Source organism: Dyella choica, from assembly GCF_003977665.1.
Taxonomy (GTDB): Bacteria; Pseudomonadota; Gammaproteobacteria; order Xanthomonadales; family Rhodanobacteraceae; genus Dyella_B; species Dyella_B choica.
The window spans coordinates 155074-177765 of sequence record NZ_RYYV01000003.1; the positions used below are offsets into that span (position 1 = coordinate 155074).

A 22692-nucleotide genomic window follows, 5' to 3' on the forward strand; every position below is an offset into this window, starting at 1 on the left:
TTCAGGCCCCGGAGTGAACAGTCCCGCTGCCGTGCTGAACGGCGCTCCTGTTGTAAACCCGAATTACTTCATTCCCGGCCGAGGCGGAAATTGAGATGTTCCGTAGCACACGCTTTTCTGCATCTATTATTGCTTTGTGCGTGGTATCTCTTTCTGCATGTGCGTGGCCGTTCAGTGGCCCAGTCAAAGACATTCGCGTAGTAACTTTAACCCACGTCGACTTGAAGGATCAGCCACAAATAGAGTGGATGAGCAATGCTCCACGGCCATCCAGGATTCTTACGCGAATCGACTTTACAACGGCCACCGACCTTCTGGCTCTCGCCAGGAGGAAGGAATTCAACGTCACGTATGCGGTTGGCGCATGCAATAAACGTGGTGTGGTGAACAGTGTTGACACGTACGGTGGCGTATTTTGGGATGGTGCCACTATCACTCCTTATGTTAAAGACATTCCTGGTTACGCCGCTGCAGTTGCTAAAGGCGGCCTGATGACCTATCACGTTTACGTACTGATTCCTGCGACCGAGGCTGGCAAGCAATTGTGCTTCACCCTTGCTGGAGGAAACATGCTGGGAGGTCATCTGCGTTCCAATGCCGCAGTGATGCCAAATGTACCTACCGGACGGTGAGATGGCTCCTCATGGGGCTAAGGGAATGGAGCGACGCAATGGCGAGACGCTATCTGGCTTGATTGGTGACCGGTACGATTGGTGCTCATCACCTGCGTGTCGCCCATAGGGGAGCTAAAAAAGATGCGAATGTTAGCCTTTGTGTGTGGGGTATTCGCCATTTGCACGTGCGCTGCATCCGAACTTCATGTGATCGGCGGCGCTAAGACAAAATTTTGCCTTCCCGATATCAATAAAGTGGCGGATGTTCCTTGGGTGCCAGAAGATTTGCCCGGGACTCCAAGTGCGTTTGCCTTCGCTGGTTGTGCAACGATGTCCGATCATCATGTGAAGGATTGCGGCACCCCATCTTCCATTGTCGGCGGGCTTGTAGAGGCGAAATCTGCTTACAGGTCCCAAAGATGGGGGGATGTCGGTGTGAGCGCCTTGCTTAAAAAAATAGCGTCGGCCCCTGGCGCTGAGTTGAAGCCAGCCCAAGATGGCGCGGTCGTCATTGTGCATAACGAGAAGCTTTGGAAGCCAGACTGGTTTATCTGGGGAAAGGCGAGGAGGCTTGCTAGTCAGACTAAGCCGCATCTAGAGGACGATGATGTTTTGTTGGCATCTTGCCACTATCTTCCTACCATGTCTTTCAGGTCATTTGGTGCTTATGTTTTCGATTGTGATCGGTCAATACTTGCCGGCGACTATGCGCTTCAATACACCTATCGCTCGGAAACTCTGGTTCCGGCAGATTTAAAATCTTTAGATGCAGCAATGATTGCAGCAATCGACCAATGGCGTTGCGACTAACCCCTGTGATTACGGCTGATCAAGCGGGTGGCGTGTCATCGCCATGAGATTATCAATAACGGGGATAGTGTTTTCATTGATATTTATTTTTCTATCGGTGTGGTGTTTGATCTCCGAGTTGGGAGGTGCGGGGGAGGCAATAACTCTCATTGCCTACGTAACCATACCGTTTTCGTGGGTGATAGGGTTCTTTTGCATGTTTATGCAGCAGATCCTTGGTATGTCAGACACGGCAACAAATTGGTCGATGTTTACGTTGGACGTCATTTTCGGGGTTTTGGAATTCTATTTTTTGGGGTGGCTCTTGGAGCGCCCCCTCCGTCGATGAAAATTGGGGCGGTGAGTTTCACTATGATTGAGCCATGGGCCTTTCCGAAAAAAACGGCAGTGGGGCGTCACAGTCAAAACCTTCACGCTCGTGCTCCTTGGCGGTCCATACGCCGCAATTGAAATCACCGTCATGCGTGTGCGCGTCGCCTTCTGAAGAAAGCGCGGCGTGTTCGTCCGTTTCGTTGAGCCGCAAGACCTGCTTGTTCGGATAAGCCCTGCCGGTGACCGCACCTAATGCGGATCAGCCGCGCTGATACCGCACCTTGAACAACTCGTGGTTGTTACGTAGACCTAGCTTGCGAAACGCGGAATGCTTCTGCGCGCTGATCGTGGTAACCGACCGGGAAAATTTTTTGGCGATGGCCGTGATGGACATGCCATCGAGCATGCAGCGCAGCACCTCGTGTTCCCGTGCAGAAAGCTTGAAGGCGTCCAGTAACTCGTCGCCGAGGTCTGCGACGGGCTTGTCACTGGGTTTGGCGGGGTGAATAGGATCGATGGTATCAACCAGGTACTGGCTGAAATAGGTTCGGCCCGCCGCCACCGCTCGGATGGCGAAATGCAGTTCGGACTCATGCTGCGTCTTGCCAATAAAGCCGTGGGCGCCGACCTTCTTCGCCAGAGCTATCGTAGCGGTGTTGCAGTGGGACGACACCACCAAGACCCGCACAGATGGATAGTGCAGGTGCAGGGAGCGCAGCAGCTTGGCGCCATCGGTATCGGCCGCGCCCAGGGCGTAGTCCGTCACGACTACGTCGGGTCGGTTTTGCTTTAAAGCCTCGAAGAGTTCCCGCGGAGTGCAAAAGCTGCCGGTCACGTCCAATCCGTACTCATGCTTGAGCAGCAGCTCCATGGCATGGCGTACCAGTACGTGGTCTTCGAGCAACATCACGCGCAAGCGCGGCGTCATGGTATCGGACATGGCTTACTCCCTTTCCAGATTAGCCTGATGTTCGCTTTTCCTCTCCCGCTGCTCGCATCTTCTGCCTAGTCAAAGTGTCGGGCGATAGCGACTTTCAACGCGGCGAGCGTGCGCTGTAGTTCATCCATAGGAAGCGGTGCATAGCCTCTTGCCGCCAGTTCCAGCTGATCTGCCAGCTGGGCCGCCCGATCGGCATGCAGCGCCAACGCTGCGCCCTTCGCGCGATGCGCAAAGTGCACCATGTTGGCGATGTCCTGCTTTGCCAGGGCTCGCTCATACTCCTGGACGTCCATGTCGATACAGGCACGGCGCCATGAGGGTGGAAGGGGTTCATCCGGCGCTTGGCCGACAGGAGGCGGCAAGTCGAGCCACCGTGCGAGGGTGGCGTACAGTTCCTCGGGGCGAAGGGGCCTGCGCAGAACACCATCCAGGCGGCTATCCAAGATGCGTCGCCAGCTTTCGCCACCTTGCCCTACGACGGCAACGAGGGGAATGTGGGCGCGCCTTGCAAGATTGGCTACAGCGACACGCAGCACGGCTAGGTAGACGGCTGCGTCCGGCCCCTCCAGGGCCATCAGGATTACGTCGGGTGCCTTGAAATCGATGGCATTCAAGGCCGTTAGGCTGTCAGGCACGGGCAGCGCGTCCAGGCCAAGTGACTTGAGTTCGCCAGTGAAAGCGCTACGCGTTTCAGGATCATTCGCTACCACCAGGATGTGCGCTGGCTTCCGAGGACGCGCGTGGTACGACGCGGGAGGTTCTCTCACTGCCAAACGCTTAAACCGCGCCCCTTTGCAGGACGCGTAAGCGATGAGTTTGGGCGATGCGTTCATCACGAGTGCTCCAAGGTGGTTGCGCCGTACGTGGCGTGCAGCGCGTCCAGCTAGCGGCTGGGTTGAACGGTTGGGGCTGCAAGAGGACGGGACCGGTGCTGTTGCTGGGGGCGAACCCATGGGCGGATCTCGGCGTGGCAGCCGCTATGTAGGCTGCGAAGACATAGCCGTGCTGTGGCGGCTGCCATGGAGGTCGTGATGAGAGCAGCCAAGTGGTTGCCCATGCTGATGAGGAAGTAATCCAGCGTGAGGACTTGCGCAGCGAGGCCAATTAGGATGGCATCGGAGGCGATGGCAGTGTGTTTAGACAGAGGCAGCGCGTGCGATTGAGGGCCAAGCTGTCTGACGTGCTGTTCCTCCGCCTTGTGAAATTCGTCCGATGGCTGGAAAGCGGCGCGCTTCGTATTTGTCCTTGTTAGGTTCATAGCAACTCCATGCCTTGAGTACACATGTAAAATACCTCATGTATTTGTACAAGTACATAGGGTATCTCATCTTCTTGTTTAGCGTCGCTTCAGACCATCGAGCGAGCTGATATCTATGCCCAAGGGAAAGAGCATTTATGAGCCTGAATACCCTGATTTTCTCCAACTTTTGGTTGAGACCAGAAAAGCAGGAGGCCTGACCCAGGTTCAACTGGCGGCCAAGTCAGGTCTATCTCAGCAATACATCTCAGCCGTTGAGCGGGGAGGGATTAGGCTCGATACCTTGCAACTTCGCAGGTGGTTGCACGCTTGCGGTTCGGATTTGAAGGTGTTCAGTGCGGAGTTGGAGCGACGGCTGGCGGTGAGAGAAGGGAAGGCGGAAGGCGCAAAGTCAGGGCGCACAAAGAAAGGCTAGAACCAAAGCTCAAAAGGATAGAAATGCGGCAATGCTACTGGCTAATGCGGCGGAGCGCGAACAGTTATACGAATAGCGAGCGCGCAGATTTTAGAGTCGAAGGACGTTAGCTTCAAACGCAGCGATTGCTAGTTCGTTGATGCAAATGGTGGAGCTATAGCCTAGTATCTCGTTCAAGGCGTACGCCTCTGGAATAGCTTAATTCCAAGTAAAATCTATGGGATCCTTCGTTATGAATGAGGACTTTATCTACCTCGATTCGAGGGCTATGCATTGAGAATGCCGCCTGTGGGGAGGCTACTGGTATCGCCATGGATTTGGTTATGATTATGTGGTGGCCCGGTAAGCAGCCATTCGAGTTCAATGCCAAAGAGTTAGTCATTCATCTCAATGCCCAGTTGCCGGCTCGTGGCTACAGCGAAGATGCGCTTATGCGCAACTACGAAGATATCAAAAGCTTTTTCACCGTGTTGCCTGATGGCAAATGGGCACCTAGTCCTACGTACTTCAGTATGTCCAATGGCAATCCAGGCTCAGTTAGCTAGTCGAACATAATAGTTCATCCAAGGCGGGCGGCTTTGCCGCTTAACTCCAGCGTTATCCATGAGGTATTCCAATGCTGTCTGCTCCAGATGCCCGTGCCGCAACAGATCAACGCCTAGTGATCGCAATGCACTTTGGCGACCAAGCCGCCGCATATATCTACAATCATCTCGCTGCTGACATCTTGGCAGAAGCCAATAGCGGAGGGGATGCATTAATTCGACAAGGAATGACCAAAGAATTAAAAAACGCGGTCTTGGACGCATTAATCTACCTTGGCTACACCGCATCTCTAAAGGGTGATGATCTGCATGTATCATGGTGACGAAACCTGCCGTTTGGCGCTCTCTCGCATCCGCTTGGCGATAGTTCGGAGGGGCAGGTCGCATGGGGGCGGCGACGTCCCCCGGTTTTGAGTAGCACAATGATTTGGAGTCCAATCCCCCAATGCGAATTGATGCATCTAGAGGCCAAACAGCTCGCCGGTGGCCGGAGGTGGTGGAGTGGCCAACTGGGAAATGCGAGATAGCAGATTCAGATATCTGACCTCAGGGTCTACCGGCACGTGCAGGTTCGTGTCGATCTCAAGTTGCAGATCTTCCTTCGCCATGAGAACGACTCCCTTCTGGGCAAGCTCTTTTTCCTGAGCCGCAATTTGCGCGCGCTCGGCTTGACAGACTAGGACGGAGAGCACCTGCACGCTGGGGTTGTCCGTAGACAGCTCTTTGATGAGCATCTCTCTGCGGTGAACCAGCTTCCCCACCTTGGCGGGTACGTCCGACACCCTCAACGTGCACTCGACTAGAGCAAATCGGCCACTAGGGGCCATGACCAAAATGTCCGACGAGTCAGTTTCCAACTGGACGGCAGGATTGAAACCCATCATGTAAAGCAGTGAAGCGACGGCAAGTTCGAACTTGTCAGGATTTGAGTCGTCAAGCAGGTAGTGCCGAACTCTCTTTAGCTTGCTGTCAAACAGCCTTGTGGCCATATAGCGCTGGTTTTGCGACCTGATTGGGTCGGTCACCCAGTAACGCCGCACGTACTGATTTCCAAGGGAAAGCATAATTTGTGCGGCATCTACTCCTGGCATTTCGATCACCGCCGTTCCAAGTTTTGTGCCGTTTTCTGCAGGCTCCCATTTGAGGAGATCGGCTACCTGCAGACGCGTGCTCACTCCACGGTAAGGTGAAGCTCTAAGCCCAACGTGGATCGAATCAGGCGCTAGTGTGGGATGCGCCACAATGGCTACTTGTATCTTTCCTTCCTCGACCTTTGTGTTATCGATGGAGATTCCAACGGGAGCAAAGATGTTGATGCGGAGACGCGAAGTCGAGCCGTCGTCCGAAAAATCATCTTTCATTTCCAAGTAGTAAAGCAAATCCTCAAGACCGTCGAACGGTGGGGATGTCATCCGTAGGTCGTTGTCTAGCTGTTGCCATTCGGATGCGTCGGGACGGTCGTGGGAAACAGGCGACTGTATCAACAGGCCGGCATGTAAGACTTGCCATTCGCTGCCCTTGTTTGACCGGTAGTAGTTCCTTTGGCCTTGCCTAAACTTTAGCAGCTTGCCGAATACAGCAAGCACGCCGTTGTACGCCTCTTGAAGAATGGCGTTTGCGACGGCGAAGGCGACATTGTGTTGGCGCAGTTGCCCAAACCAAAAATTGCCAATCTCAATCTGGAAGTTGAAGTCAGATGACGGGGGGAATGGAAACGGACCGACCACCACCTGCGCAGCTAAAATTTCATATTCACCATTCGATGATTTGCGTGCGGCAAACCTGATGTCGATGTCGCACGGGTTGGTAATCCATTCGGAAGCGTCATCTGCGAAGGAAAGCAACGGGTCGCTACGTCGAGTTTGGTCCATATATGCGGCCATCTTGTGTGCGTAGTAGGGGCGTTCTTTGTCGTTGAGAATGTGATGGAGCATCGCGAGGTTAGCGGGGTCGGGGTTGAGCCAAGCGTCAATATATTCCGGTTTGATCGGGATGATGCACTGATCATGGCCCGCTTAGGCAACTTCAGGGGGGGGCGGTTGATCTGTGATCGCGGCAAAGGAAAGCAGCTCTTCGCCCGGACCTTCCCAGCGCAACCACAGGCAAGCGATGTACATCTCTTGCGCTGGTTGTGGACCAAACGCGAGAACGAGGTTTCCCATTCGTCGAGCAAGACTTTGTCGCGCTCCGACGCTGACTCTGTTCCCTGCATATCCATGACCCTACTGGGTCACCTGCTTAGGGCTCAGATTGGCGCGGCTGCGCGCCAGTGCGGAGCGCGGTCTCAGGGTGGAGTGGCGGCAGGGATTCGCCCACGGGGCAGGTCGTGGTCTCAGAAAGGCCGTGGATCGCTGCTTCAACGCTGAGGCACCCGCCCAGCTAGACCATCGTGGGCGTGGGGGCATGAAGATGGCAATAGATTGCAGATTGATGCAGGCCCACTGGCTGACGGCGGGACCTTTTGCCGCAAATTCGCCACACATGGACTGCGAAATCGTGCCATCCAAAGCAAAACAGCGCGCTACGCCGCGGCGTATAACGCGCTGTTTTTTATTGAAAAAACTGGTGCCGGAAATAGGAATCGAACCTACGACCTACGCATTACGAATGCGCCGCTCTACCAACTGAGCTATTCCGGCGGAGCCGCATAGTCTAAGCAGGTGCCTCGCGGTCTGCAAGCTCCGGCGAACAGGTCGGAATCGGACTGCCGTTCGGGGTGATGCCCGACTGACGTGGGGCGTGCCGCGGGGCGAGAGTGCTGCCAGGTTCAACCGGGAAGGGACTTCGATGCTGCTGCCTTCATATCCGCGAGGCGTCACGCTGATCGAAGTGCTGGTTGCCGTGCTGGTCTTCAGCCTTGGGCTGATCGGAGCAGCGGCCTTGATGGCGATGGCCGCACGGGCTGACCACGCGGCGTACTTGCGCACTCAGGTGACGTTTCTGGCGCAGAACATGGCCGAGCGCATGCGGGCCAATCCCATTGGAGTTTGGAGCGGCGACTACAACGGGGTGTATCCGGACGGCAGCCGGCAGGATTGCGCCGCAGGCTGCACGCCCAGGCAACTGGCCCTGTACGACCGGCAGCGTTGGAACGGCCAGCTCAAGGTCTTTCTGCCGCCGGGCGCGGAGGCGGGCATCCAATGCGACTACGGCGGCGTTTCGCATGCCCCGACCCACGACCAAATCCTGCTGCGACCGCCCTATGGCGGCGACTGCTCGATGACCATCACCTGGGTGGAGCGAGATTCGCTGAAGGCGAAAGCTTTGCCGCAGAGCTTCGCCTGGGAGTTCCAGCCGTGAAGCGGGGATGCTACGGGCTTTCCCTGGTCGAGCTGATGATCGCTATGGTGCTCGGCCTGCTGGTGAGTGCGGGTATCGTGGCAGTGTTTGCATCGACCTCGAACACTCACCTGGCGCAGGAGCAGCTAGCGCTACTCCAGGAAGAAGGTCGTTTCGCGATCACGCAGATCAGCAACGATCTGGCCATGGCGGGAGCCCAGTACTGCACCGGCACGGGTGGAATGGCGTACCAAAGCGCTGCGGGTCCTTATCTGGACGGGCTGCGCGCGCCGACTGTCTATGCCCGCGATGCCGATTTGCTCATGCAGGCCCTGAGCGACGTCACCACGCCATGGGGCGGTGCCTATCCAGCTGAACCGCGCGAGCCTTATTCCCTGCCTTCCTTCCTGGCGATGCGTGGATACGACTGCACGGCAAGCCGCTGCTCACCGGTGGATCCGAGCGACAAGCGCAATCGGGAGGGTTTCAATATTCCCGCCATGGGCAAGGGCGTTGACAGTCGCGTGATAGGTGCCTCGGTACTTACAGTGCGCTACCTGAAGCCTGCAGGCGGCTGGGCGATAAACCTCGAGGAAGATGGAGCGCAAGGCAGCACGTTGCTGGGTAATGCGGATGGCTCGGTGACGGTGCGATTGCATCCGTTGCCCGGCGAACCGAAAGCGAGCGATGTAAAGAAAGATGCCCCGCTGGTGATGCTGGCCGATTGTTTCAGCGCGCAGATCTTTGCGGTGAGGGGGATGGGCAGCAGCCAGCTCGTTTCCACCGGCAACAACTTCACGCAACCGCATGTGTTCCAGAACATGGCTGTGCCAAGGTTGTTCAGCCTCAGTCGCGACCTGCAAACCGTGACGTATTTTTTGAAGGTGGTGGATAACGGAGATGGCATGGGGCACGCCACGGGCGCGTTAGTGCGGCGAGTCAATGGCGGTGACAAGGCGCGGGGCGGCACCGGCGAGGAAATTGCGCGCGGCGTGGAGCGGCTGGATTTCAAATATGGCGTGCAGGGGGCGGATGGCACGGTCCGCTACTACACCGCCGAGCAAGTGGACAACAGTACGCGTAGTGATTGCCCTGCGTTGCCATTGCCGATGGCCGGCGGCAACGATCGCGGTTGCCTGTGGCGATCGGTTGGCCTGATCGAAATCGATCTGCTGATGTCGGGGCAAAACCCGCTGTACTCGCTTACGCCGGGTGAATTGGCCTACAGCTACGCATCGGATGGAATAGCGGCGCCCGCATCGCCAGTGGCGAATGGCCGAAAAGTAACGCCGGCGCAGCAAGGGTTTCCGTTGCAAGTGCTGCGGCGGGAGTTCACGGCAGTGGTTGCCGTGCGCAATGCCAATCCTTGAAGGAGGTTGCGAGAATGCGAGCACATCAAGCTGGTTTTGCCTTGCTGATGGCACTCATTTTTCTTCTGCTGCTGAGCATGCTTGCCATCGACGCCTCGCGGCACTCTCTGCTGCAGGAGCGCATGGCCGGCAGCCTGCGCAACGCACAGCAAGCAAGAATGAGCGCGGAAACGGCGTTGCGCGGCGTGGAATACAAACTTTGGTCGATGGCCGGGCAGGCGGGCACTCGTCTGCATTGCGCGCAAGCCAGCATCCCGGCCGACGATGGTTGCGTAATTTACAATCCCGATACCTCGCTCTATGCACCGGGCGGTGTCGTCGCACGATTCCAGTTTTCGCCGGGTTGGCTGTCCGGTGTTGGCGTCGAGTATCTAGGGCCGGGCCACCGCGGTTACACCAGCAACGCCGGGCAACCTACCGCGGCACTGGCAAAAAATCCGGTCTACATCATCGAAGACCTTGGCGGCGAACGCCCGCCAGGTGTCGGCGGCTTGCACGAGTCCGGCAACACCGGTCCAGGCCATGACGGGCAGATCGACATCCACCTCTATCGCATCACCGTGCGCGCGACTGGCGGCAGCGCCAATGCGTTGAGCGTGGTGCAGAGTACGTTCAATGCGCCGGTCCCGCCTTGAAATACCAAGTGCATGGCTGGCGTGTGCCTTGGCAATGGGGATGCCTATGGCGCAAGCGTCCGAGCCCAGCCTGCCTGGCACCGTGGAGCTCAGTCCGGTGCCATTGGACCGCTCGCGAGCGTCATCGCCGGCCACGCTTGCCTTGAACGGCAGCGTGCTGACTGCAGAAACGCTTGCCTTCCTGGGTGGTTACGACTCTGGCGATTGGTCAGGTCAGCTGAAAGCGGTCCGCTTGAATGCGCAAGGTGCGGCAACCGACGTGGCATGGGATGCCGCCGCGATGCTCACGGATCCGCGGTTTACGCCGCCCGCCGGCCGCACGATATTGACTGCAAGCCGGAAGGCATCGGGCGAGGTTTGCGGCATGGCATTCGAACCCACGTCGCTCTTCGATGCCTACGAGAAGGAAGGATTGATGTGGCCGCAGCCTGAGGTCTCTGCCGATACATGGCAGGCGCGTGTGGCTTACCTACGGGGAGTTCGCACGCTGGAGCCGGAGGGTAGCTTGCGTCTCCGCGGCAACGTGCTAGGGGCCATCATTCATTCGCAGGCCGTGTATGTGGGCCATCCCTCCGGCAGGTACGTCAACAGCTGGCCAACGAAGATTGGTGATATTTCCGTTCCCGCGCCGGAAAACGAATTCCAGTCACAACGCTACAGCACCTTCGTGGCCAGCAACGCCAATCGCTTGCCGATGCTATACGTCGCTGCCAACGACGGTATGTTGCACGCGTTTCGTACGCCTGCGCCAATCTGCAAGGCACCGGATGCGAATGGCCAATGCAGCACCTACGCGAAAGGGCAAGATGCGGGCAAGGAAAGCTGGGCCTACGTGCCGCGTGCGGCGTACGGCAACCTTGGCAACCTTACGGACGCGCGCAATTTCAAGTTCCAGCCAACGGTAGACGGAACGCCGGTCACGCGCGACGTATTTTTCAGCCGGCACGGCATGCACGAATGGCACAGCTTGCTGGTGGGTGGCCTGCGCTTGGGTGGTCGGGGCGTGTATGCGCTGGATATCACCAAGCCCGATACAGCCAGCGAGGCTTATCCCGCACGCACGGTGTTATGGGAGTTCGATGCGGATGCGCCGCCAGGTGTGGCGGAGACGGGCGCCACCTATGACCCGGCGGACCTGGGCTACACCTATGGCGAGCCTGCCATTGCGCGGTTGGCGAATGGCCGTTGGGCTGTGCTGATTCCTGGCGGCTACTTGGCGGATTGCAGCAAAGCGGACAGGCCTGCTCGGTGCGTCGAAGCATCCGGGACACCGCCAGGCTTCAGCCCGCTGTTTGTGCTGGATGCCCAATCTGGCTCGGTGATAGCGGAATTGAAGACACCGCCCATGGAGGGTGTCTTCAGCTATGGACTGGCCACGCCCGTGCTGGGCGACTACGCCAATGACCAGATCGATGACGTCGCCTTTGCCGGAGACTTGTCCGGCAACCTGTGGCGCTTCGATTTGTCCTCACCGAATCCCACGAATTGGAACGCAAGCCTGGCCTATCGTCCGAGTGTGCAGGGAGCGCAAGCCATCACCGTGATGCCGCGCCTTTTTCCGGACCCGGCGACGAACCGTTTTATCGTCGTATTCGGTACCGGCAAGTATCTGGGGCATGGCGATATAAGTAACGCCACCATCCAGTCGATCTACGGCATACGCGATCGGGTCGATGGCAAGGGCCGGCCGCTTACCGTCCTGCGTGACAGTCTCCAGCCACAGGCATTGAGCGAGAAAACGGTCACCGATGCCGTTGGCAGCGCAACCCTGCGCACCCTTACTTCGAATCCGGTCCCGATGCAGGCTGGCGGCTGGCGCATCGAGCTGGACGCGGTCGCGGGCGAACGCGTGATCGTCACGCCCACGGCGCTGTTCAACACCAATGCCGTGCTGGTGAGTACTTTGATACCTGGCGGTGATGTGCCCACCGGGGCGATCATGGCCATCGACGCCGCCACCGGCGGAGCACGCTCGCTCCTGAAATTCGGCAGTGGTTCGTATGCGGGCGCCTTGATCGAGAGCCCGCCGGCAAGCGGCATGCTACCGATGGCGATGCTTCCGGGGGGCGGCAAGCTGATCCTGCCCGGCATCAAGTTGAAGGGAGGCAAGGGCGGGCTGGACTTGCCGCTGTCCCTCGATGGTCCGCTGTGGCGTCGCCGCTCCTGGTCATTGCTAACGCCCGATAGCTGAAAGGAGTGAAGCCATGGACCGCTTGCGTGGATTCAGCCTGATCGAACTGATCACGGTAATGGCGATTGCCGCGATATTGGCCGCGCTGGCGACGCAATCCTACTCCCGCTACGTATTCCGGTCGCATCGTGCAGACGCACACCAGGCATTGATGATGATCGCGCAGGCGCAGGAACGTTGGTACGCCACATACAATCGCTACGCGGATGACCTGGGCAAGCTTGGAATGGCCGATTCGGCGATATCGGAGCATGGTTATTACGCGCTGGCATTGCGTGTGCTGGACAAGGCGGAGCAAGGTTTTGTCGCCATGGCGATGCCGATCGGCCGCCAGCTGGGCGATGCGTGTGGCAACCTGTCGATCGACAATGCGGGGCGTAAGCTGCCGGACAGCGCGGATGTCAAAGCCAATGCCAACGGAAGCTGCTGGTAGGGTTTGTGTTCCAGGCCTGCGGGGCAGGGAGGCAAGCGACTACCCATCTTGGTTTGCACGTCCTGCCCATACTGTTAGCATTCCCCGCGCTTTCTTTCCTCGGATCCTGTGCCGGCATGTCTCATCGTTTCGACCTTGACGCTTACTTGCAGCGCATCGGCCATGCTGGCCCGGTGCGGGCAGATCTTTCCACCTTGCGTGCGATCATTGCCGAGCACACCGCTTCGATTCCCTTCGAGAACCTGGATCCCTTTCTGCGCCTGCCGGTTTCGCTGGACCTCGCCTGGATCGAACGCAAGCTGGTGCGTAATGGTCGCGGTGGTTACTGCTTCGAACAAAACTCCCTGCTGCGAGCTGCGCTTACCGCGATAGGCTTCCAGGTGGAAGGCTTGATAGCGCGCGTCCTATGGGGGCGTGATCCTGATTCGTTGCCGGCGCAAACGCATATGTTGCTGCGTGTGGAGCTGGAGGGTGAAAGCTGGCTGGCGGACGTCGGTTTTGGCGGCCAGACACCCAGTGGCGTGCTGCTTCTGCGTGCGGACATCGAACAGTCCACGCCGCATGAACCCTTCCGGCTGACCCACGCCGGCGGAGATTGGCGGTCACAATCCTTGGTACGCGGCGAGTGGCTCACGCTCTACCGCTTTGACCTGCAGCCGCGCTTTCCAGTCGACTACGAAGTGGCCAATCACTACAGTTCCACGTACCCGGCCTCGCATTTCCGCCATACCCTCCGGGCAGCACGTCTTGCGCCGAAGCAGCGGATGAATTTGTCCGGCCGCCAATTCACGTTGCATAGCCTTGATGGCGAATCGGTGAAGCGCACGCTGGGCAGCGCAGCGGAAATTTGCGAAGTGCTGCAGGAAGTCTTCGGGATTCGTCTGCCCGAACATGCTCAATTGATGCAACGCCTGGACGCCTTGCCGATGGATTGACGGCAGCGCGTAGGCTGGGATGAAAATCCCAGCATCGCGCGTGCTGCTGCATGGCAATGCTGGGTTTTGCAACCCAGCCTACGATGGTTATCCCAGCTTACGTACTAGGCAGGCTGGGACGAGAGCCCCTGCGCCAGGCCCGAGTACCGCCGCGTCCGCTTTCCTCTCGCTAGCATGGAGTCGTCGTATTTCTTCGATCGGGAAGGCAGGCAACATGAGCAAGGGTTTTCAGTATCGCGATATGGCTCATCCAAAGCGGCATGCTCCTGCACTGATATCGCGTCATTCATAGAACAAGGTGACTTCGAAGCTGGCGTTGGCGGTGCCGGGCTGGACGATCTTGTCCGCTTGGTAGTAACCCGCATTCCAATTGAGCGGAACACTGATCGCCTGACCTTGGTAGTCGGTGGCCAGGGTCTTGGCATCCAGTTTCAGAGTGCCGCCATTGGCCCACTGCAGTTTCACGCCCACGCCCTTGGCGGTGCTGTTGGCATTGAGCTTGGCGACGTCAACGGTGCCGGCAAGGATGCCGTTGGTGGGATGCACCTGCAGGCTCACCGAACGCATGCCGGCGGGGCAGTTGTTGAGGTCGAGATTGAAATTTCTGCCGCCGGCGCTGGAGCCGACGCCCTTGAAACCTGCGGTGGCGACTTCACCCAGGTCCACGGCGACATCGGGGACGGTGCAGGAGAGGGGGACGATGTTGATGGGGGCTGCTATGTTGTGATAGCTCAATGTGTTCGACACAGGCGATGCTGGGTCTGCCGGCCCTCCGCCTTCCCTTGTCGTAACTACGGCCGTCTGTGCAACCGTAACCGCCGGTATCTTACCTATTGCCGCAATGGTGCCTGTTTTGACCAGGGCGGATACTACTTGCACGCCCCAGTTGGCATTGTTGACGCTAGGACTAGGGAACCACCACCCGCCATACCAGTAATTCCTTAGGTCATACCAACCTGTCCATGTCAGCCAATAGAGTTCTCTGTGCGCAAGGGCAACACCCACACCCTCGACATTGGTTTTATAGACTGGGACCGTTGCACCGTAATAAGTCGTGGTGACTCCCGAGGCTTGGTTATAGGTTGACGTTGTCGCTGCCGGCCCAGACCAAGCATTAGTCACTGTGCATGACCCCTCGATTGAGCCCGCGGTGGTCACCCACGATGTCAGCAGGGTTCCAACGGGCGCATCACGCGGCACCGAGATGCTGGTAGGGAAGTAAATTGCGTACGTTCTCCCACCGCCGGTGCATGAGGCTGTGGCCCAGGCGCCTTTTGCGCCAACGGAGAACAGCATCAGCGCCATCAGCCGAACAGCGATAACGCAAGCTGCCGTTCTATTTCTTTTGAAGCATTCCACCGGCGCTTTGAAATCATTCACCACAGCGCCACGTTTTGATGGGAGCAACCCGATAGCGGGCGCACTACGCACATCAGAACATGGATGGCGATCACGCAGGCGCAGGAGAGTTGGTTTGCTACTCATCATTGCCACGCAGTCATGGATAGCTCAGGGTGAAGGTGGCCGATGCCTTGGCCGTACCGCCGCCAACGTGGCCTGCTTCGGTCTGATAAAAGGCCACTTTCAGCGGAATCGACAGATCGCCGCCGTGGCTGGGGTCATAGCCTGGCACAGGTATCGCCTGTCGCAACGGCAGCGCCTTTTCCTGATCCGTCAGCAACTGCAAGCCCACCTTGGCGGCGCTTCCTTGCCCGCCTTGCATGGCAATGACGCTTTGGGATGCATCGACGATGGTGGTCTGCGGATCGATCTGATACGTGATCGTGGCGTAGCGGGGACAACCCAGCAGCTCGATGCGATAGCTCACCGGCGCCAGGCGCTGGCCCTGGCCCTTGAAATCGGAGCTTTTCACCTCGCCCAGGTCGACCGGTATGGCGCTGTTCTTGATCCTGCATGGCGCGCCCTTGATGTTGCCGGTGACATCCAGGGTGGCCTGATTTTGGGCGCAAGCGATCCCGGCCCATGCCAGGCCTAGCGGCCATCCAAGACGACAGAGCATGCGCAGCACGATGCAACGATGGCGACGCGACATGAATGCAGTCGACATGCGCAGCACTCCTCTATTGAAAGCTGAAAGTGATGGTGAAGGAAGCGTTGGCCGAGCCCTCGCGGATCGTGTCAGCCGTTTGGTAGTAGTAACCCCGCAGCGTGATGTAGTTGTCGCCGCTGTTGGGATCATCGGGCTTGTATTCGTTCCACGCGGTATCCTGGTTGAGCGGCACCACGCCGCTGGGATGGCGCGTCAACTGCACCGCGACACCGGTGGCGGTGCTGCGCGCATCCAGTTTCGCAATGCCGTGCGGCGCATCGAATGCGCCATTGCTGGGCACGATCTGGTAGATGATCCGGGACAGACCGTACGGGCAATTCGTCAAGCGCAACTGAGTGCTTTGACCGCCCCCATCCGCCACTTGGCCAGGTCCTTGGAAGCTGGACATCGGGACATTGCCCAGTTGGATCTGGCCTACACTGACCTTGCAGGGCGAGGCTGCAATCTTGCCGGTGACTTCGATACGGGCATCGGTCGCGATGGCAGCCACGGGCGTGATGCAGATCGCCATGACCAGGACCAGACCAGTAAAAGTAAACGAACGCATGCAGGCCATTCCTCGACCAAGCCGCGGGGAGCGGCGGAGAATCATTCGTAGAACAGGGTGACTTCGAAGCTGGCATTGGCGGTGCCGGGTTGGATGATCTTGTCCGCTTGGTAGTAAGCCGCATTCCACTTGAGGGGAATACTGATCGCCTGACCTTGGTAGTCGGCGACTTGGCTCTTGGCATCCAGTGTCAGTGGATTGCCATTGGCCCACTGCAGTTTCACGCCCACGCCCTTGGCGCTGCTGTTGGCGTTGAGCTTGGCGACGTCAACGGTGCCGGCGAGGATGCCGTTGGTGGGGTGCACCTGCAGGCTCACCGAACGCATGCCGGCGGGGCAGTTGTTGAGGTTGAAGTTGAAATTTCGGTTGCCGGCGCTTGAGCCGACACCCTTGAAACCCGCGGTGGCGACTTCGCCCAGGTCCACGGCGACATCGGGGACGGTGCAGGAGAGGGGGACGATGCTGATGGGGGCTGCTATGTTGTGATAGCTCAACGTGTTCGGCACGGGCGATGCTGGGTCTGCTGGCCCTCCGCCTTCCCTTGTCGTAACTACGGCCGTCTGTGCAACCGTAACCGCCGGTATCCTGCCTGTTGCCGCAATGGCATCTGTTTTGACCAGGGCGGATACTACTTGCACGCCCCAGTTGATGCCGGTGGTCCAATTGCCCCACCACCCGCCATACCAGTAATTCTTCAGGTCAAGCCAACCTTTCCAGCTCACCCCCATGAGATCTCTGTGCGCAAGGGCAATACCCACGCCCGCGACATTGGTTTTATAGACTGAGACCGTTGCGCCGTTATAAGTCGTGGTGACTCCCGAAGCCTGGTTATAGGCTGACGTTGTCGCTGCCGCTCCTAAGTAAGCATTGGTCACCGTGCATGTCCACTGGACTGAGCCCGCGGTAGTCTTCCACGGTGTCAGCAGGGTTCCAACGGGCGCATCACGCGGCACCGAGATGCTGGTAGGGAAGTAGATTTCGTACACTCTCGCTTCGCCGACGCACGAGGCTGCGGCCCAGGCGCCTTTTGAGCCAACGTAGAACAACACTAGCGCCATCAACTGAAAAGCGATGCCGAAACGGGTTGGCTGGTTTGCGTGGAAGCATTTCATGGTCGATTTGAAGTCGTTCACCACAGCCGCACGCCCTGCTGAGGGCGATGAGCCAAAGGCATCGCCATGGCATCGGCTGTTGGCAAGTTGGTACGGCGAAGAGGGCGGTGTGTTACATCGTCCCGGGTAACCATCGGCAAGGCACCGATCGCATCGAATCTGGCATTGACTCGCTGGATACTCGCAGAAGGACTGTTCGCGCCCATGGGCGCAGGCGTTTGGCGAACAGGCGATGTCTGCTGGGCTTCTGGCGGCGCGTTTTGCGAATCTTCGCCTTCGGTGGAGGGCATATCCGGCGCAGATTTCGTTTGCACCAGTGGCCCTTCGATACGGCAAGTTCCTGCCGTCCGCACCCAGCCCTTGTCGCCAGGCTTGGGTGACGGCAGATCGACGGCCAAGCCACAGCGCTGATCGGGCTGATCGCCCCAGCGAATGGTATACGTACCCTGGTCGGCAGTGAGATTGCGCAACATTACCCGCCCGGCCTGGGCGACCACGCCCACCGCCTGCCCCTCGGCGTCGAGCACCTCCGCGCCGAAGGGCAGCAGTTGCCCATCCGGCAGCATGGCCTCTACCAGCGCCGCGCGGCCGCCACCGTGCACCTCGAACTTCACCGGCACCACCGCACCATCGGTCGGCACGGCGCGCTGGGTGGTGGTCTGCAATTGGATGTTCATCGGCAGGCCCTTGGGATCGATCTCGATCTCGTTCTGTTGGAAGGGCATGAGGTTGGCCACCACCGCGTGACCGAAGCGATCGACGCGCAGGCCGGAACCGGAAGTGACGCGCGCGCCGCTGGCGCCCTTGGCTTCGACGATGGCGACGGTGTCGCCCATGCTGGGAGTGAAGGCGATGCCGCCGCGATACGCGACGATGCCCCCGGACATACCCGCACCGAACTGGTTGTAGCCGTTGCCGCGAGCGGCACTGGCGGTCAGGGTGGTCAAGGGCGCCTGGTAGGTGAAGTTGGTGCTGGCAGTGGTGGAGGCGTTATTACCAGTGTTGCGGCCGACCGTAGTGCTGTAGCTGAAGTTGTTGTCGACACCGGCGGAGCCGGTCAGGGTCTCATTGAAGTTGCTGCCGCCACGCTGGCCATATTGCACTTGAGTGGTACTGCGCAGCGGGTTGCGGCGGTGCACGGAGCCGAGCGGGACGCTGACGTTGAGCATGGCCTGGTTGTCCCAGCGGCCCAACGTGGAATCGTACTGACGGGCCAGCGCGATGCCGTAAGTCACATCACGCCAACTGTTGTTGTAGCCGGCGTTGAATTGAGTGGTGCGGCCGCGGCGATCCCAGTAGTCCTGGGTGGAGCCGCTGAGATAGAGGCTGCCGGCTCCGGCGCGCAGGGTCTGGTTGAGGGTGATCTGAAATTGCCCGCGCATGCGTCCATAAGGCAGCGGATTCACGCCATGGAGCTGCGGCGTTCCTGGGCGCGGAATCGACCACTGATCGGGCAGGCTGCCGGTGTCGTACCACAGGTTACGAACCGGATTACGCAGCAGCATCGCATCGCGCAGGCTCAGGTAGCTTGCGCTGGAGTAGCGATAGGTAGCCAGGGTGATGTTGGTATCGGAACTGAGCAGCCTGCTGTAGGACAGGCGCACGCTCTTTCCGCTCATGGCCGGGTGCATGGGAAGTTGGGCGCGGGCCAGGGTGAGGTCCAGGCCCACGGCGCCGTAGCGGGTGTTGAGCGCCGCGCCGCCTTGAGTGGCCTGGTAGCCTTGGGCGGCAGTAACGCCGCCATAGCCGGTGATGGTGTTGGTCACGCCGCGCCGCAGCGTGGTCTCGATCAGCCAGGGCGTGTTCTGGATCTGTGGATCGCGATAATGCCCCAGCGTTACGCTGTAGCGCATGGCGCCCACGCGCAACGCCTTGACCGCGGGCGCATAGGGCAGTTTCGAACTGCGCACTGTGCCATCGGCCTCGGTGATCACCAGCTCCAGATCACCGTTGTAGCCGGTGGGATAGAGGTCATCGATCACGAAGGCACCGGGCGCTACGGTGGTTTCGTAGATGACCATGCCATTCTGGCGTACCTGCACGCGGGCGTTGGTGTTGGCGATGCCGCGCATAGTAGGGGCGTAACCGCGCTGGGATTGCGGGTACATGCGATCGTCCGAAGCCAAGCGCATGCCGCGATAGCCGACGCTGTCGAAGACCTCGCCGTCGGTGTAGCCCTCGCCAAGCAAAAGCTGGGTCTTGAACGAGGGCAGGGAGCGCTGCAATGTGGTCTGGTTGCGCTGGTAGTGATAACTGCCCGCTTGGCCCGAGGATTGGCCATAGGTGAGCGATCCGCTATGGCGCAGGCGCCAGGCACCGACATTGAGGCCGGCATTGAGGCCCACGTAGGTGTTGCTGTCATAGCCGCTGCCGTTCGTATGACTGCGATAAGTATTGGCGTTGTACTGCAGCGTAGCGGCGGTGACGCCGTTGTCCCAGAATTTGGGATCGACCCAGCCGCGGGCATGGTGGCGCAGCATCGCCTGCGGCACGCTGACATTGAGCTGCTGCTCGCCGTTGTCGAACACGGCGTTGGCTTGCGGTATCAATTTGTCGATCGACGCGCAGCTTCCACTGCCGACCAGTGATGCTTGCGCAGCTTCGCTCAACTGGGTCAGGTCGACCCCGAGGCGATCGAGCAAATCCCGATTCACGCACAGCTGGACGTTGGCGCTGTCTGCGCCGACCTGGGCCAGGCGCACGGTAAGGCGTCCCTGCCACAGCTCATTGACATTGGTATCGACAGTGTACGTGCCGGGCAAGGCCGGATTGCCGCGTTCGTAGCGGCTCAGGTCAGCCTGCTGATTACCGGGATAATGCAGGAACTGCTCGTTGAACTGCACCTCGACCGGAGCCGCTGCGGCAGCGCTCCAGGCGCGCGCGCTCACCAGCAGTCCGGCAATGGCCATGCTGCACGGACGAGGCCGCATGCGCGGCGAGGGAAGGGAAAGCACCAGTGACATAAATCCTTACGACGTGGACAGCCATGGACCCAAGAGCGTTTGTTGTCCCCTCTTTACATCGCTGATTGGCAGGTCCGGCACAAGGCTGGCTTTGCGTTGCTTGCTCAGGGCGCCAGTGGGCGGTCTGCTTCGAGAATGCCGCCAAGCTCGCTGATGGCGCGCAGATGCACCTGCGCACCAGCGGGGGGCTCGCCCTGCAGGGACAGGGTTTGCTGATCGCCGGGGGCGAGCATCCGATCCACCTTGGCGCTGACAGTGTGGCCGTCGCCGCGAAGCTCCACGTCGGTAAGGGTGACGTAATACGCACTGGGGTTGCGCACGGCGAGCGCCGGCTTGCCACCCTCGCGGGTCAGCTGCCAGGTCAGCTGCGGCAAGGCATCCTGCACCGAGTTCTTGAGCGAGTCCGGGCGGAAGAACAGTTTCAGGCGCGAACGGATCGCCAACTGCAACCAGTTGTTGGAGCCATGGGCTTGCGCCTGGGGCTTGGGCGGCACTTCCAGCACATTGAGGTAGAACACCGATTCGCGATCGGTCGGCAGCGGCTCACCGGTATAGCTCAAGCGCAAGGTCTGGCTTTTGCCCGGATCCATGCGTGCTATGGGTGGCGTGATGGTGAACGGGGCCTTCGCGTTGGTGGGCGTGGTCTGCGGATCGCCTTGGTCGATCCAGGCCTGCACCAGCGCCGGATGCTTGCCATCATTGAACAGTTTGACGGTCACTTCCGATTCGCTGGCCGGGTAGATGACACGGGTACCGGTAATGACCACTGAGGCCTGCAACGGCAGCATGGCCGTCAAGCCCCCCATCAGCATAAGGGTTTTTACAGTCGACAAACGCACGGACAGACCACCTTGTCCATCAAAGGAGTGAGAGAGAAAACGGCGCCGTCAAGGGCGTGTCCCCTCCCGAGCCACCTCGCGGTGGCCGGGGCGATGATTCCGCAGCGGCTTACTCGTAGATCATCGAGTACATCACCGTGGTGTCCACGTTGCCGGCGCTCGCTGCACCAGTGGCGATGTATTTGGCGTAGTACTTGAGTATTGCCTTCTTGCTCGTGCTATCGATGTCCACCTTATGCGAGCCTTGCGAGGCTTGGGCGATGTTGATGGGGGAGTCATCGTCGCCATTGGTGATGCGAACCTGGACGTTGCTGGCGCCACTCGGGGCCGTATTCTTCAGGTCGCCGGTGTTGACGTCGACGTTCGGCCCCATTTCGAACAAGGTGGAGACTTTCGTGCTCTCGCAATTGCTGAGCTGGATCTGGAAAGGCGTTGCGCCGGCAAACGCGCCAGCCGAGGCGAGCGCCGTCTTGTTTACATTGGGCAGATTCACGGCGAAGTTGGCCGTGCCGCCGCCGCCGCCAGCGATGGTGCAGCTGTTGTCGAGCACTTTGCCCGTGAAGGTAATGGTGCCGTCCGCAGCCATTGCCGAGGAAGCTGCCAGGATGGTGCTGGCGATACACAGAGCCATCGGGAGAGAGCGCTTGATCATGGGAATACCTTGGCTGGAAAAGGTTTGAACCAACGAACGGGCATAGCCCGTGCCAGTCGCCGCGAAGCAGTGGATGACAGGAGCAATGAGATGAAGCCATGTGCGGCGCCCCCTTTGCCTCTTGGCGAGCCGCAACGCGAATCAAGGTATCGAAGCGGCGGCTGGACTGCCTTGGGATTGATCTCAAAGTGCAAAACCCGGCGACCGGGAATAAGCGAGCTTTGAGATAAATCCGCATGCATGCGGGGCGACCGAAGTCCACACTTACGCGGTGAATCGTGTTGGACGGGCACACGCCACTTCCTACATCGCACAAGTTCAAACGATGACCGGCCAGCTTGCATCCGTAAACCGGAGTGGCGTTTTTTATAGATGAGCAATGTCGATAAACCAGCAGCCTTCCTCAGCGCCAACGTCGCCCCGGCTGCTGCCCCTGTACGCATCTTGTCCCGATCGCTTTGCGCCTTACGGCCGAGTCTCGCTCAGCGTGGCTGGAAGGGTTGGGCGCGAGCATGCAGGCCCGCTTCGCCTAGTCGCGCGCCGTGCACCGGACTTCGGCTTGACCGCGCAGGATGCCTTGCCCGCATCGCCCCGGCATGCGCTTACGCTTACGACTTTATTGGCGCCGCCGCGCCGCTCGGCTGCATCGGAGCCGCCGTCGTCGAGGCTCCTGCATTGGAGCCTGCCGACTGCCGGCAAGGTGGTTGGCGATCGCGATCTGCCTGGCTCCGGCCCATCCGGGCCTCATCCATCGAGTAGTGATTTTTGCCC

Annotated in this window: 21 protein-coding genes and 1 tRNA gene; 11 read left to right on the forward strand and 11 right to left on the reverse strand. The window is 59.3% G+C overall.

The annotated features are described in order from the left end of the window. Positions 1 to 95: 95 nt before the first annotated feature. Together EKH80_RS05125 and EKH80_RS05130 are read left to right on the forward strand one after the other, a co-directional pair. A complete protein-coding gene (locus tag EKH80_RS05125) occupies positions 96 to 632 on the forward strand; it encodes a hypothetical protein (RefSeq protein WP_126683659.1) in 537 nt (178 codons plus the stop codon). Positions 633 to 755: 123 nt separating this feature from the next. Beyond that, positions 756 to 1424 carry a hypothetical protein gene (locus tag EKH80_RS05130; protein WP_126683660.1) on the forward strand — a complete coding sequence of 223 codons (669 nt, stop codon included), beginning with the start codon at positions 756 to 758 and terminating at the stop codon, positions 1422 to 1424. Between the two features lie 571 nt (positions 1425 to 1995). Here EKH80_RS05130 and EKH80_RS05135 read toward each other — a convergent pair. After that, entirely contained in the window at positions 1996 to 2676 is a 681-nt protein-coding gene (locus tag EKH80_RS05135) for a response regulator transcription factor (RefSeq protein ID WP_126683661.1), read from the reverse strand. Positions 2677 to 2741: 65 nt separating this feature from the next. After that, the gene (locus EKH80_RS23750) at positions 2742 to 3311 is read right to left on the reverse strand and encodes an Hpt domain-containing protein (protein WP_158628751.1); all 570 of its coding nucleotides are present in this window, start codon (positions 3309 to 3311) and stop codon (positions 2742 to 2744) included. 738 nt (positions 3312 to 4049) lie between these two features. Here EKH80_RS23750 and EKH80_RS05145 point away from each other — a divergent pair. The 3 genes from EKH80_RS05145 to EKH80_RS05155 all read left to right on the forward strand — a co-directional run bounded on the left by EKH80_RS05145 (position 4050) and on the right by EKH80_RS05155 (position 5217). Continuing rightward, entirely contained in the window at positions 4050 to 4349 is a 300-nt protein-coding gene (locus EKH80_RS05145; protein WP_126683663.1) for a helix-turn-helix domain-containing protein, read from the forward strand. A gap of 311 nt (positions 4350 to 4660) precedes the next feature. Then, positions 4661 to 4894: a hypothetical protein gene (locus EKH80_RS05150; RefSeq protein ID WP_126683664.1), complete on the forward strand. Its 234-nt coding sequence runs from the start codon at positions 4661 to 4663 to the stop codon at positions 4892 to 4894. Positions 4895 to 4965: 71 nt separating this feature from the next. Beyond that, positions 4966 to 5217, forward strand: a complete 252-nt coding sequence (locus EKH80_RS05155) for a hypothetical protein (RefSeq protein WP_126683665.1) — start codon at positions 4966 to 4968, stop codon at positions 5215 to 5217. Positions 5218 to 5355: 138 nt separating this feature from the next. On the opposite strand, the gene EKH80_RS24380 is transcribed toward EKH80_RS05155, so the two are convergent. Together EKH80_RS24380 and EKH80_RS05165 are read right to left on the reverse strand one after the other, a co-directional pair. Continuing rightward, positions 5356 to 6828, reverse strand: a complete 1473-nt coding sequence (locus EKH80_RS24380; protein ID WP_196240342.1) for a hypothetical protein — start codon at positions 6826 to 6828, stop codon at positions 5356 to 5358. 629 nt (positions 6829 to 7457) lie between these two features. Next, a tRNA-Thr gene (locus tag EKH80_RS05165) sits at positions 7458 to 7533 on the reverse strand. 148 nt (positions 7534 to 7681) lie between these two features. Here EKH80_RS05165 and pilV point away from each other — a divergent pair. The 6 genes from pilV to EKH80_RS05195 all read left to right on the forward strand — a co-directional run bounded on the left by pilV (position 7682) and on the right by EKH80_RS05195 (position 13737). Next, on the forward strand, positions 7682 to 8194 hold the full coding sequence (gene pilV / locus EKH80_RS05170; protein ID WP_126683666.1) for a type IV pilus modification protein PilV: 513 nt from the start codon (positions 7682 to 7684) through the stop codon (positions 8192 to 8194). Further along, complete coding sequence (locus EKH80_RS05175; RefSeq protein ID WP_158628752.1) at positions 8191 to 9543, forward strand: PilW family protein; 1353 nt, start codon at positions 8191 to 8193, stop codon at positions 9541 to 9543. The genes pilV and EKH80_RS05175 overlap by 4 nt, the downstream gene beginning before the upstream one ends. Before the next feature lie 14 nt (positions 9544 to 9557). After that, complete coding sequence (locus EKH80_RS05180; protein ID WP_126683668.1) at positions 9558 to 10178, forward strand: pilus assembly PilX family protein; 621 nt, start codon at positions 9558 to 9560, stop codon at positions 10176 to 10178. Between the two features lie 46 nt (positions 10179 to 10224). Further along, entirely contained in the window at positions 10225 to 12369 is a 2145-nt protein-coding gene (locus EKH80_RS05185) for a pilus assembly protein (RefSeq protein WP_158628753.1), read from the forward strand. A gap of 13 nt (positions 12370 to 12382) precedes the next feature. Continuing rightward, positions 12383 to 12802, forward strand: a complete 420-nt coding sequence (locus EKH80_RS05190) for a type IV pilin protein (RefSeq protein WP_126683862.1) — start codon at positions 12383 to 12385, stop codon at positions 12800 to 12802. A 116-nt stretch (positions 12803 to 12918) separates the two neighbouring features. Beyond that, the gene (locus EKH80_RS05195; protein ID WP_126683670.1) at positions 12919 to 13737 is read left to right on the forward strand and encodes an arylamine N-acetyltransferase family protein; all 819 of its coding nucleotides are present in this window, start codon (positions 12919 to 12921) and stop codon (positions 13735 to 13737) included. 282 nt (positions 13738 to 14019) lie between these two features. Here EKH80_RS05195 and EKH80_RS23755 read toward each other — a convergent pair whose 3' ends face one another. From EKH80_RS23755 to EKH80_RS05230, 7 genes are all read right to left on the reverse strand, one after another. After that, a complete protein-coding gene (locus EKH80_RS23755) occupies positions 14020 to 14484 on the reverse strand; it encodes a fimbrial protein (RefSeq protein ID WP_158628754.1) in 465 nt (154 codons plus the stop codon). 751 nt (positions 14485 to 15235) lie between these two features. Beyond that, positions 15236 to 15805, reverse strand: a complete 570-nt coding sequence (locus EKH80_RS05205; RefSeq protein WP_158628755.1) for a fimbrial protein — start codon at positions 15803 to 15805, stop codon at positions 15236 to 15238. A gap of 13 nt (positions 15806 to 15818) precedes the next feature. Further along, entirely contained in the window at positions 15819 to 16355 is a 537-nt protein-coding gene (locus tag EKH80_RS05210; protein ID WP_158628756.1) for a fimbrial protein, read from the reverse strand. A gap of 41 nt (positions 16356 to 16396) precedes the next feature. Continuing rightward, positions 16397 to 17467 (reverse strand): fimbrial protein, encoded by a 1071-nt coding sequence (locus EKH80_RS05215; RefSeq protein ID WP_126683674.1) that lies wholly within the window; start codon positions 17465 to 17467, stop codon positions 16397 to 16399. 17 nt (positions 17468 to 17484) lie between these two features. Then, positions 17485 to 20421, reverse strand: coding sequence for a fimbria/pilus outer membrane usher protein (locus EKH80_RS05220; RefSeq protein ID WP_230473435.1), 2937 nt, complete (start codon positions 20419 to 20421; stop codon positions 17485 to 17487). Positions 20422 to 20534: 113 nt separating this feature from the next. Continuing rightward, positions 20535 to 21269 (reverse strand): fimbria/pilus periplasmic chaperone, encoded by a 735-nt coding sequence (locus EKH80_RS05225; RefSeq protein ID WP_230473436.1) that lies wholly within the window; start codon positions 21267 to 21269, stop codon positions 20535 to 20537. Between the two features lie 109 nt (positions 21270 to 21378). After that, on the reverse strand, positions 21379 to 21921 hold the full coding sequence (locus tag EKH80_RS05230) for a fimbrial protein (protein ID WP_126683675.1): 543 nt from the start codon (positions 21919 to 21921) through the stop codon (positions 21379 to 21381). Between the last annotated feature and the right edge of the window lie 771 nt (positions 21922 to 22692).